9 protein-coding genes are annotated in these 11,274 nt (G+C 72.8%); 2 read left to right on the plus strand and 7 right to left on the minus strand.

Annotated elements, in window-relative coordinates:
• Positions 1 to 104: 104 nt before the first annotated feature.
• Positions 105 to 1,343 (minus strand): geranylgeranyl reductase family protein, encoded by a 1,239-nt coding sequence (locus ABD369_RS31920; RefSeq protein ID WP_344640085.1) that lies wholly within the window; start codon positions 1,341 to 1,343, stop codon positions 105 to 107.
• Between the two features lie 128 nt (positions 1,344 to 1,471).
• Between ABD369_RS31920 and ABD369_RS31925 the strand changes: the two genes are divergently transcribed.
• Positions 1,472 to 2,836 (plus strand): dipeptidase, encoded by a 1,365-nt coding sequence (locus tag ABD369_RS31925; protein ID WP_344640086.1) that lies wholly within the window; start codon positions 1,472 to 1,474, stop codon positions 2,834 to 2,836.
• A gap of 226 nt (positions 2,837 to 3,062) precedes the next feature.
• Here the strand turns inward: ABD369_RS31925 and ABD369_RS31930 are convergent, their stop codons facing one another.
• The 6 genes from ABD369_RS31930 to ABD369_RS31955 form a co-directional block, all read right to left on the minus strand.
• Positions 3,063 to 3,926: a DUF4184 family protein gene (locus tag ABD369_RS31930; RefSeq protein WP_344640087.1), complete on the minus strand. Its 864-nt coding sequence runs from the start codon at positions 3,924 to 3,926 to the stop codon at positions 3,063 to 3,065.
• 204 nt (positions 3,927 to 4,130) lie between these two features.
• Positions 4,131 to 5,186, minus strand: coding sequence for an NUDIX hydrolase (locus tag ABD369_RS31935; RefSeq protein ID WP_344640088.1), 1,056 nt, complete (start codon positions 5,184 to 5,186; stop codon positions 4,131 to 4,133).
• 316 nt (positions 5,187 to 5,502) lie between these two features.
• Positions 5,503 to 6,951 (minus strand): acyl-CoA synthetase, encoded by a 1,449-nt coding sequence (locus tag ABD369_RS31940; RefSeq protein WP_344640089.1) that lies wholly within the window; start codon positions 6,949 to 6,951, stop codon positions 5,503 to 5,505.
• Between the two features lie 134 nt (positions 6,952 to 7,085).
• Positions 7,086 to 8,048 carry an electron transfer flavoprotein subunit alpha/FixB family protein gene (locus ABD369_RS31945; RefSeq protein WP_344640090.1) on the minus strand — a complete coding sequence of 321 codons (963 nt, stop codon included), beginning with the start codon at positions 8,046 to 8,048 and terminating at the stop codon, positions 7,086 to 7,088.
• A gap of 77 nt (positions 8,049 to 8,125) precedes the next feature.
• Positions 8,126 to 8,911: an electron transfer flavoprotein subunit beta/FixA family protein gene (locus ABD369_RS31950; RefSeq protein ID WP_344640091.1), complete on the minus strand. Its 786-nt coding sequence runs from the start codon at positions 8,909 to 8,911 to the stop codon at positions 8,126 to 8,128.
• 537 nt (positions 8,912 to 9,448) lie between these two features.
• Entirely contained in the window at positions 9,449 to 9,874 is a 426-nt protein-coding gene (locus ABD369_RS31955) for a TlpA family protein disulfide reductase (RefSeq protein ID WP_425557825.1), read from the minus strand.
• Positions 9,875 to 10,247: 373 nt separating this feature from the next.
• On the opposite strand from ABD369_RS31955, the gene ABD369_RS31960 reads away from it, so the two are divergent.
• A complete protein-coding gene (locus ABD369_RS31960) occupies positions 10,248 to 11,015 on the plus strand; it encodes a lysophospholipid acyltransferase family protein (protein ID WP_344640092.1) in 768 nt (255 codons plus the stop codon).
• The last annotated feature ends 259 nt before the right edge of the window (positions 11,016 to 11,274 follow it).

The following is an 11,274-nucleotide window of genomic DNA, read 5'->3' on the forward strand; positions in this document are numbered from 1 at the left end:
GGCGGCATCCCGAGCGGCGCCCTGATCACCGAGCCCGACAGCGGCCCGGAGCAGCACCTGGCGGACGGACCGGAGATCCCGGCCCGTCCGTCCCGGGGCAGGACTCAGCGCGCGGCGAAGGACGCCAGCTTGCGCGCCGCCCGGTGGTCGCGCATCACCCGGGCGAAGGTGGTGTGCCCCTGGGTGGTCCGGGCGAAGGCCCGCCAGGCCGGGTCGATCAGGCAGACCGCCGCGTGGAACAGGTGCGGCCGCCGCTCGAAGGCGTTCAGCATCACCTTCCCGGCTCGCATCTCCACCCCGAGACCCGCCTTGATGGCGAAGGCGTAGTTGAGCGCCTGGCGCCGTACCGCGGTCATTCCGTCCGCCTCGGCGACCTTGACCGCCCACTCGCCCGCCAGCCGGCCCGAGCGCAGCGCGTACGAGATGCCCTCGCGGGTCCACGGCTCCAGCAGCCCGGCCGCGTCGCCCGCGACCAGCACCCGGCCACGGGACAGCGGCGAGTCCTCGGCCCGGCACCGGGTCAAGTGCCCCGACTCGATGCTCGGGGTGAACCCGGCCAGGCCCAACTGCCGGATGTACTCGGCCAGGTACTGCTTGGTGGCCTCGCCGTCGCCGCGCGCCGAGATGACGCCGACGGTCAGCGTGCCCGAGTCGGTCTTCGGGAAGACCCAGCCGTACGAGCCGGGCAGCGGGCCCCAGTCCAGGTGGATCTTTCCGGCCCAGAACTCCGAGACCGACTCCGGCACCGGGATCTCGGCCTCCAGGCCCAGGTCGATCTGGTCGAAGGTGACCCCGACGTGCCGGCCGATCCGGCTGGCGCTGCCGTCGGCGCCGACCACCGCGCGGGCCTCGATCCGCCGCCCGTCGGCGGTGGTGACGAACACGGTGCGCGCGTCCTCGTCCTGCTCCACGCCGCTGACCGTGACCCCGGTGACCAGCACCGCGCCGGCCTGCTCGGCGGCCTGCACCAGACGCAGGTCGAACTCGTCCCGGTTGACCAGGCCGAACAGCATCCGCTTCGAGCGGCGGGTCCGGGTGAACCGGCCGCCGAGCGAGAACGTGACGGCGTGGATCCGGTCCTGCAGCGGCAGCTTGAAGTCGGGCGGCAGGCTGTCCCTGGACGGGCCGATGATGCCGCCGCCGCAGGTCTTGTAGCGCGGGTGCTCGGACTTGTCGAGCAGCAGTACCCGGCGGCCCTGCGCGGCCGCGGCGTGCGCGGCGGAGGACCCGGCCGGCCCTGCGCCGACCACCACCACGTCCCACACGCCGCCCAGCGGATCGGGCTCGGCGGGGCTGTCGTTGCGGGCCTGGTCGTGAGAGGTACCGGAGTCAGTCACAGGCATCAATCCTAGTCTGCGCACCGGATTCGCCAAGCCATCAGATTATGCCGTGTGAGCTGCCCCGCCCGGTCCGCCCTATGATCGAAAGTCCCCCTGGACGCCAGTCCCCCGAACGTCTCTCGGAGAAGTCGATGAACCAGCAGCCCCTGGCGGCGGCCGTCCGTTCCCTGATGCCGCGTGCCAAGGCCGACCTCGCCGAGCTGGTGGCCTTCCGCTCGGTCGCCGACCCGCGCCAGTTCCCGGTGGAGGAGTGCGAGCGGGCGGCCCGCTGGGTCGCCGACGCCCTCGCCGCCGAGGGCCTGACGGGTGTTCGCCTGCTCGACACCCCGGACGGCACCCAGTCCGTCTACGCCGAGTTGCCCGGCCCCGAGGGCGCGCCGACCGTCCTGCTCTACTCGCACTACGACGTGCAGCCGCCGCTGGACGAAGCCGCCTGGCAGAGCCCCGCCTTCGAGCTGACCGAGCGCGACGGCCGCTGGTACGGGCGCGGCGCGGCGGACTGCAAGGGCAACATCCTGATGCACCTCACCGCGCTGCGCGCCCTGCGCGAGGTGCACGGCGGCTTCCCGGTCGGCCTGAAGGTGATCGTCGAGGGATCGGAGGAGCAGGGCACCGGTGGTCTGGAGCGCTACGCCGAGCAGCACCCGGAGCTGCTGGCCGCCGACGTCATCGTGATCGGCGACACCGGCAACTTCGCCCCCGGCCTGCCGACCGTCACCGCCTCGCTGCGCGGGATGACCGTGGTCGAGATCGCCGTCGAGACGCTGCCCGGCAACCTGCACTCGGGCGCCTTCGGCGGTGCCGCACCGGACGCCTTGCAGGCACTGATCCGGGTGCTGTCGACGCTGCACGACGAGAACGGTGACGTCGCGGTCGCCGGGCTGCGTTCCGACCAGACCTGGACCGGCGTGGCATACCCCGAGGAGCAGTTCCGGGCCGACGCCAGGGTGCCGGACGGCGTCTCGCTGACCGGCACGGGCACGGTCGCGGACCGGCTCTGGGCCCGGCCCTCGGTGACGGTCCTCGGGATCGACGCTCCCGGGGTGGTCGGCGCGACCTCCTCGGTGCAGGCCACCGCCAAGGCCAGCGTCAGCCTGCGGATCCCGCCGGGCATGGACCTGCAGCAAGCCCAGGACGCCCTGGTCGCCCACCTGGAGGAGGCGGTCCCGTTCGGTGCCCGCGCCACGGTGAACCGGATCAGCGGTGGTGAGGCGTTCAGCGCCGACATGACGGGCGCGGCGTACGAGGCGATGGGAGCGGCGATGCGCGAGGCCTTCGGCGTCGACATGGTCGCCTCCGGCGAGGGTGGCTCGATCCCGCTGTGCAACACGTTGCGCACCCTCTACCCGCAGGCCGAGATCATCCTGATCGGCGTCGAGGACCCGACCACCCAGATCCACGCGGTCAACGAGAGCGTGGACCCGCTGGAGCTGGAGCGGATGGCCCTCACGGAGGCGCTGTTCCTGCGCAACTACGCCGACGGCTCGGCCTCGTAGCCACCGCGGCCGGCCGGTGCACCGGAGCGCTCTCCTCCGCACCGGCCGGCTCCCCGCCGCCGCCCCGGTGCGGCCGTCCCGAGATCGGCGACGCCACCCAGGACTCCACACTCGACGCCTGACCGACTGACCGACTGACCGGCTGACCGGCTGACCGGCTGACCGGCTGACCGGCTGACCATGACACGACTACCGAACTCCTCGATGTCCACTGCCAGTTGGCCGGTCACCCGCGCTGCGCAGGCCGGTTCAACAGCCGTACCGCCAGCGCGTGGCCCGACGCCCCGAGCACGAGTCCGGCACCTGCGCCGAAGCAGCACTCGTCGAGCCGGGAGGCCCTGCGGCGGCGCAGCAGCCGGTGTGCCGCACCGACCGCCGCACCGATACCGAGCGCGGCCACTCCGGCCGCCTGCGGGGTGGCCGGCCAAGATGGCTCCGGCGCCCGTCCCGGCCCTCGTTCGGCCGCCAGCAGCGCGACCGTGTACCGGGCGAGTCCGGCGAGCCCGAGGGCCGAACCGCCGTACTGCAGCACCTGGTAGACCGGCACCCCGGCGACCCGCCGCGCCAGCACCGGGAACGTGCGGACCCCGGCCCGCCCCTGGTGCGTGAACTCGTCCCACCCGACGTGCGTCGCCGCACCGAGCGCCGCCGACACCGCGAACCACCCGAGCGTCCGGCGCCCGCCTCCCGTGGTGACCGCCCGGGCGGCCGCCGCCCAGGGGGCGGGGAGCAGCGCCAGCTCCGGCTCCCGCAGCAGGCACTGCCAGCCCGCCGCCAGCCCGCCCGCGAGGACCACGTCGACCGTCGGCACTGCCCACCACCGGTGCGTGATTGTCCCGAGCCCGTACGCCCCGCGCACCGCCGACTCCGCGTAGAACGGCACGTCCGGCGCCAGCGCCCCGGTGACCAGTCCCAGTGCCACCAGTGGCCCGCGCCCCCGTCCGCCGCGCAGCAGCGGCAGCACCGCGACGGGATGGCTCAAGGTGAACGGCACGAACCCATCCTGCCCGGTCGGCTGCGCCACGGTGGGCAGCCACGCGCCCTCGAGCGGTGCGCGCCGCTGCTCGGCGAACCGGCGTGCGCGGCCCATGGGTACCGGGGCCGTGCCGAGCAATCGCCGTTTGACGCGCCGGTCGCGGCGGCGAGCGCGGGAGCAGGGGGCTCATGGCACGGGCGCGTACACCCGCCGCACTCCGGGCGGTCCGCCTACGTGTTGCCGGCGTCGGGACGTGGTGTCCATCACCGGTCCGACCGCCGTGCGCCTGAGGTCAACTCCCCTTGCTCGGCTCCGGATTCACCTGGCCGCCGCACCCGCCGCGGCCGGGCGTCCCGCCTCCAGGTAGAGCAGTTCGCCCCGCTCGCGTGCGTCGAGCGCGGCCGCCAGCCTGCGCAGCCGCCCGGGCGTGAGCAGTCCGGCCGCCTCGTCCAGGGTGACGAAGCGCCAGCCGCGTAGCTCCTCGGGAGGCAGGCGCAGTGTCGCGCGGGCGGCCGCGTCCAGCCGCCCGCCGTCGTAGACCAGGCGCAGTCCGCCCCGGCGCGGACCGGTGCGCGGCTCCCAGTCGACGGCGAGCAGGCGCAGCGCGGGCGCTTCCAGGCGCAGGCCAAGCTCCTCGGCGGTCTCGCGCAGCGCGGCGTCGGTGGGGGCCTCTCCGCGTTCGACGACCCCGCCGGGGAACTCCCAGGCGGGCTTGTAGACGGGGTCGACCAGCAGCACCCGGTCCTGTTCGTCGAAGAGCAGGACCGCGGCCGCCACCGTGTCCCCGGTGGTGTCGACGCTCTGCACGATGGGACAGCGCGCGACGCCGTCCTTGACCAGCTCCGCGAGCACCTCGGCGGTCTCTCGCGGCGTCAGCCCGCCGGTGTCGATCAGCCGGGCGTCACGGCTGAGCCAGCGTCTGGCGGCCCGGTACTGCGGCAGGTGCTCGCGGCACCAGGTACGCACCCTGGCGCTGGCCTCGGGGTCGCCCGGGCACTCCTCCCGTCCGTCGATCCGCCTTTGCAGGATCGTTTCCGCAGGGTCCAGTACGAAGTGGTGCACGGCCAGTCCACGGGCGGCGAGTGCTCCGAATATCTCGTCCCGGTAGTCCTCCCTGAGCAGGGCCATCGGCACCACCAGCGGGCCCTCGACCTCGCTCAACAGGGCCGCCGCGACCTCGGGTACCAGGCGCCGCCAGGAGGGTAGGTCCTGGTAGTCGGCGACGGTGGCCATCCGGTCCACGGGAAGCATCCGGCGCAGCCCCGCCCCGACCAGTTCCGGGTCGTACAGCACGCTCCCGGGCAATAACTCCACCAGCTCACGGCAGGCGCTCGTCTTGCCCGCCCCGAATGTGCCATTGACCCAGACGATCACAGCGTCCCCTGCCTTCGGCGCCGCCCGATGCCGGACGCACCGGGCGACGCGGTTCGGATGTTCCTGGCTTCGCGCCAATCGTGGTGGTACCCGCGCCGGGGCCCCGGCCATACCTGGCCCGCCGCCGCACCGTCATTTCCCGGCCGCCCGGCACATGTCCGCCGATCCCCCGGCCCCGGCGGGCGCCCGGGCGGCGCCACGGGAGCGTGGGAGCAGCGCGAGCGGCCCCCGAGCGGAGGCACGGTCGCCCGGCCGACCTGCACCGCCCGCGGAGTCCGCTTCGCCGTCCGCCGAGGCGAGGGAGTCCGGCGGGACCTCAGAGCCGTTCGAGCAGCTGCTTCTTCAGCACCTTGCCCATCGCGTTGCGCGGCAGCTCCTCCACCAGCACCACTCGCCGGGGCCGCTTGTGCACCGACAGCCGCTCGGCGACGAAGGAGATCAGCCGGTCACCCGTCACCGCGCCGTCCGCGATCACGAAGGCGACGACGGCCTGGCCGAGGTCCTCGTCGGGCGCGCCGACCACCGCCGCGTCCGCGACGGCCGGATGGTCCCGCAGGGCGGCCTCGACCTCACCCGCGCCGATCCGGTAACCGCCGCTCTTGATCAGATCGACCGAGGCGCGGCCGACGATCCGGTGGAAGCCGTCCGGGTCGATCACCGCGACGTCTCCGGTGCGGAACCAGCCGTCCTCCGTCCAGGCCTCGGCGGAGGCGTCGGGCCGGTTCAGGTACCCGGCGAACAGCGTCGGACCGGCCAGCTGCAGCTCGCCCACCGTCTCGCCGTCGTGCGGGACGGGCGAGCCGTCCTCGCCGACCAGTCGGGTGCGCACCCCTTCGAGCGGCAGCCCGACACTGCCCGGCCGTCGTTCGCCGTCGGCCCTGGTGCTGACGGTGATCAGGGTCTCGGTCATCCCGTACCGCTCGATCGGGGCCTGGCCGGTGAGGGCCGCCAGCCGTTCGAAGACCGGTACCGGCAACGGCGCGCTGCCGGAGACCAGCAGCCGTGCCCCGCCGAGCGCCCGCGCCGCGGACTCGTCGGCGGCCACCCGGCCCCAGACCGTCGGCACCCCGAAGTACAGGCTGCCGCGAGCTGCGGCGTACGCCCCGGGCGTGGGACGGCCGGTGTGCACCAGCTTGCTCCCGGTCCGCAGTGCGCCGAGCACACCGAGGACCAGCCCATGTACATGGAACAGCGGCAGACCGTGCACCAGGGTGTCCTCGGCGGTCCACTGCCAGGCCTCGGCCAGCGCGTCCAGGTCGGCGGCGACAGCCGACCGCGGGATCAGCGCTCCCTTGGGCGCGCCGGTAGTACCCGAGGTGTACAGCACGAAGGCCGTACGCTCCGGCGCGGGTTCGGGGTACGCGCCCCCGGCGCCACCGGAGCCCTGCGATCGCTCCGCACGCGCCGTCAGCTCGACCGGCAGCACCTCGATCCCGGCCCCCACCCCTCCCGCCGGCAGCTCGTCCCCCGGCCGGACGGCCAGCAGGGCCGCACCCGAGTCCCGCAGGATGTGCTCCCGTTCCGTGGGTCCGGAGTCGGGCGGCAGCGGCACCACGGGTACGCCCGCCAGCAGGCCGCCCACCACAGCCGTGACCGTCTCGGCGGTCGGTCGGGCGAGCACCGCCAGCGCCGGCGCGCCGGCGATCCTGTCGGCCACCGCCGTCGCGGCGGTCAGCAACCGCTCGCGTGACATCGCGTACCCGTCGATCCGCAGCGCGTCGGCGGCATCGCCGTACCCGCCCTCAAGTGCCGTCAACAGTCCCATGCCGCGGACTCTACGCCGCCCCGCAACGCCATGATCGGGGAGCCCCACGACGCCGAAGGGCGCGGCCCCCGGAGTCCCGGGTGGCCGCGCCCTTCGGCAGCCGCACTAGGTTCGCACCACGACCTGGCGAACCGTCAGCCCTTGCGGGCCTTGACCTCGGCGGTCAGCTGCGGCAGGACGGTGAACAGGTCACCGACCACGCCGTAGTCGACCAGCTCGAAGATCGGCGCTTCCTCGTCCTTGTTGATCGCGACGATGGTCTTCGAGGTCTGCATACCGGCGCGGTGCTGGATCGCGCCGGAGATGCCCGCCGCGATGTACAGCTGCGGCGAGACCTGCTTGCCGGTCTGGCCGACCTGGTTGCTGTGCGGGTACCAGCCGGCGTCGACGGCAGCACGCGAGGCACCGACGGCGGCACCGAGCGAGTCGGCCAGCTCCTCGACCACGCCGAAGCCCTCGGCGGCACCGACACCACGGCCACCGGAGACCACGATCGCGGCCTCGGTCAGCTCCGGGCGGCCCGAGGAGACCCGCGGGGTGCGGGAGACGACCTTGGCGGCCTTGCCGGTGAACTCGACGGTGACGTTCTCGACTGCGCCGGCGGCCGGGGCGGCCTCGGGGGCGACGGCGTTCGGCTTGACGGTGATGACCGGGGTGCCGTGCGACACCTTGGACTTCACCTGGAAGGAGGCGGCGAACACCGACTGGGTCGCGACCGGACCGCCGTCACCGGCCTCCAGGTCGACGGCGTCGGTGATGATGCCCGACTCCAGACGCAGCGCCACGCGGGCCGCGACCTCCTTGCCCTCACCGGAGGAGGTGACCAGCACCGCGGCCGCACCGGCGGCCTTGGCGATCTGGGTCAGCGCGTCCACCTTGGGGACGACCAGCTGGTCGGCGAACTCGGCGCCGTCGGCGACGTACACCTTGGCCGCACCGAACTCGCCCGCCTTGGCGGCGATGTCGGCGGCGGCGGAACCGGCACCCAGGACGACCGCCGAGGGCTCGCCGATCCGGCGGGCCAGGGTCAGCAGCTCGAGGGCCGGCTTACGGACCACACCGTCGGCGTGGTCGACGAGGACGAGAATCTCACCCATCGCTCAATGTCTCCTGTATCTCCGAACTGCCCGCCACTCCCAGTGTGGGCAGTCACCACGTCAATGGGTCAGATGGATCAGATGAACTTCTGCTCGGCGAGGAAGGCGGCGAGCTGCTTGCCGCCCTCCCCCTCGTCCTTGACCACGGTGCCGGCGGTGCGGGCAGGGCGGGCCGTGATGGTCTCCACGGCCGTCCAGGCGCCGGTCAGGCCGACCTCGTCCGCCTCGACACCCAGGTCGTCCAGGTCGTACTCCTGAACCGGCTTCTTCTTGGCGGCCATGATGCCCTTGAAGGACGGGTAGCGCGCCTCGCCCGACTGGTCGGTGACCGAGATCACGGCGGGCAGCTCGGCCTCGAGCTGCTCGGTGGCGGCGTCGCCGTCGCGGCGGCCCTTGACGGTGTTGCCCTCGAGCGAGACCTCGGAGAGCAGGGTGACCTGCGGCAGGCCCAGGCGCTCGGCCAGCAGGGCCGGCAGAACACCCATGGTGCCGTCGGTGGAGGCCATGCCGCACACGACCAGGTCGTACCCGGTCTTCTCCAGCGCCTTGGAGATGATCGCCGAGGTGCCGATCACGTCGGTGCCGTGGATGTCCTCGTCGTTGACGTGGACGGCCTTGTCGGCACCCATCGAGAGCGCCTTGCGCAGGGCGTCCTTGGCGTCGTCCGGGCCGACGGTCAGGACGGTCACCTCGGCGTCGCCGTGAGCTTCGGCGAGCTTGAGCGCCTGCTCCACACCGTACTCGTCCAGCTCCGAAAGCAGGCCGTCCACGGCCTCCCGGTCGGTGGTGGTGTCGTCCGCGAAGCGACGGTCACCGGTCGCGTCGGGCACGTACTTCACACAGACAACGATCCTCAAGCTCACGGCCTGTCTCCTGTACTGGTCTCGTCCGGCGGCTGCGGCTGTGCAAGTGGGCTGTAGACACACTCCAGTGCCCACTCCGGGCAGCGGTTATAGCTGTGCCCGTCCGGAACTTCCTGGCAGCATACTCGCCAGTAGCTTAGCCGTCACTACTGGCCAGTAGCTTAGCGCTGCCGGCGCCCGGCCGAGCGTCCCGGACCCCTCGAAGCACGCTGGCCAGAGGAGGTGCGGGACGGCTGCACTGCCGTCTGCGCCCATCCTGCCTCAGGGCGGGCCCTACTCCACCTGACTGCGCAGCAGATCCACTGTGAGATTGAACGGTCTTGACAAGATTCACCTTGCCGGACGGTCCGCCTGCGGCACCTCCGGGTCGCCCGGCGGAGCGGCCCCGAAGCACCGCCGGATCGGCCTCGCAGCGCTCCTGAGGCCCGGCCTCACGACGCGACCGCGGCCCGGCTCCGCAAGGCCCTGCAACGCATCGGCCTCGCAAAGCCCTCGGACGCGCCCGTCACCGGTCCCGGCGAGGCCCCGGACAGTTCCTCAGACCGCCGCGCCCAGCGCCACGATCACGTCCGCGCGGCGGGGCTGGCCGGACGCCCGGCGCACCACCCTGCCGTCCGCGTCCAGCACCAGGACGGTCGGGGTGCGCCGGATCTCCAGCCGCCGCACCAGCTCCAGGCGCTCCTCGGCGTCGATCTCCACGTGCGCGACCCCCGCCACCATCCCCGCGACCTCCGCCAGCACCCGCCGGGTCGCCCGGCAGGGCTGGCAGAACGCCGTCGAGAACTGCACCAGCGTCGCCCGCTCGCCCAGTTCCTGGCCCAGTTCGTCCGCCGACAGCCGTACCACCGCGTCCTTCGTCCGCTCCTGCAGCACCTTCAGCCCTTCCGTCCCGCCCGTCCCGCCCGGCCCGTCGCGGCCCGCAGCCGCCCGCCAGTACGTGCACCGCACCGCCGGCCCGGTCATCGCCCCAGTGTGCGCCCCGGCACTCTCACCGGTCGAGTGCCCCTGGACGACGTAGACGACCACCCACAGCCGCGCTGCGGCGATCACCCCTGCCCGCACCCGGACGCCGCTCGCCGTACAGACTGCGCCATACCACAGCTCGCTCCACCCGAGGAGGCAGATGCCCGTCGGCCCGGACACGCCGCCCAGGACGCCCTGGAGTGCGGCATTCGTCACCTCCGGACGTGCTCAGATGACAGAGGGCACCCCTTCGGGGGATTATCTCCGTGTATCACCCGTGGCCGCCGCGGCGTGCCGCCCCTTCCGTCGGCCACCACCCACGCCCCGGGTACCACCTGACCGGGCGGTAGGCCCGTGGGAAGTAGGGCTGACCATGGCAGAGTTCGTGTACCCGCCGGTGATCGGAACGGCGCTCACCGTCTTCAGGGCACTCGACCTGCGGATCAGAATCGACGGCGCCGAACACGTCCCCTCCGAGGGCGGCGCGGTCCTGGTGAGCAATCACATCAGCTACCTGGACTTTCTCTTCGCCGGCATGGGTGCCTATCGGGGCGGCAAGCGCAAGACCCGCTTCATGGCCAAGGACGACGTCTTCCGCCACCGCATCTCCGGTCCGCTGATGCGCGGAATGAAGCACATCCCGGTGGACCGCACGGACGGCCAGCCCGCGTACGAAGCGGCCGTCAAGGCCCTGAAGCAGGGTGAGGTTGTCGGGGTGTTCCCCGAGGCCACCATCAGCCGCTCCTTCATGCTGAAGAAGTTCAAGACCGGTGCTGCCCGGATGGCCGCGGACGCCGAAGCTCCGCTGCTCCCGGTGGTGCTCTGGGGTACCCAGCAGCTCTGGACCAAGGGCCGCCCGAAGACGCTGACGAAGCGTCACATTCCGGTCACCATCATGATCGGCGAGCCCATCGAGCTCACCCCCCAGGACAAGCCGGTCATGGTCACCCGCCGTCTGCGGAGCGCCATGTCCGAGATGCTCGACCGCGCCCAGCGCGAGTACCCCGGCGAGCCGGCCGGCCCCGACGACACCTGGTGGCTCCCCGCCCACCTCGGCGGAGCCGCACCCACCCTGGAGGTCGCCGAGGCCGAGGACGAGGCCGAAGCCGCCGCCAAGGCCGAGCGGCGCGCCCAGCGCTGACCGGCTGTCTGCTACCGACCACTTCGGTCGGATCCTCACGTACACCCTTGCGGGGCCGGGACTCCTTCGGTGAGTCCCGGCCCCGCTCCCCCGTCCGCGCTCTCCGGGCTTCCCCTGCTTGCCTTCATACCTTGTCGGAAATCCTTGCCCGAAAGTCCTTGTCCGGAAATGCGGAAAGCCCCTCCCGGTATCCCCGGGAGGGGCTTTCACTAAAAATTGTTCGGCGGCGTCCTACTCTCCCACAGGGTCCCCCCTGCAG

This window comes from Kitasatospora cystarginea, from assembly GCF_039533515.1.
Lineage (GTDB): Bacteria > Actinomycetota > Actinomycetes > Streptomycetales > Streptomycetaceae > Kitasatospora > Kitasatospora cystarginea.

What these genes read in the sequence shown, in the direction of transcription:
- ABD369_RS31945 (WP_344640090.1), bottom strand. Translation starts at nt 8,048, where the DNA reads ATGGGTGAGATTCTCGTCCTCGTCGACCACGCCGACGGTGTGGTCCGT.
- ABD369_RS31940 (WP_344640089.1), bottom strand. Translation starts at nt 6,951, where the DNA reads ATGGGACTGTTGACGGCACTTGAGGGCGGGTACGGCGATGCCGCCGAC.
- ABD369_RS31960 (WP_344640092.1), top strand. Translation starts at nt 10,248, where the DNA reads ATGGCAGAGTTCGTGTACCCGCCGGTGATCGGAACGGCGCTCACCGTC.
- ABD369_RS31925 (WP_344640086.1), top strand. Translation starts at nt 1,472, where the DNA reads ATGAACCAGCAGCCCCTGGCGGCGGCCGTCCGTTCCCTGATGCCGCGT.
- ABD369_RS31955 (WP_425557825.1), bottom strand. Translation starts at nt 9,874, where the DNA reads ATGACCGGGCCGGCGGTGCGGTGCACGTACTGGCGGGCGGCTGCGGGC.
- ABD369_RS31920 (WP_344640085.1), bottom strand. Translation starts at nt 1,343, where the DNA reads ATGCCTGTGACTGACTCCGGTACCTCTCACGACCAGGCCCGCAACGAC.
- ABD369_RS31930 (WP_344640087.1), bottom strand. Translation starts at nt 3,926, where the DNA reads ATGGGCCGCGCACGCCGGTTCGCCGAGCAGCGGCGCGCACCGCTCGAG.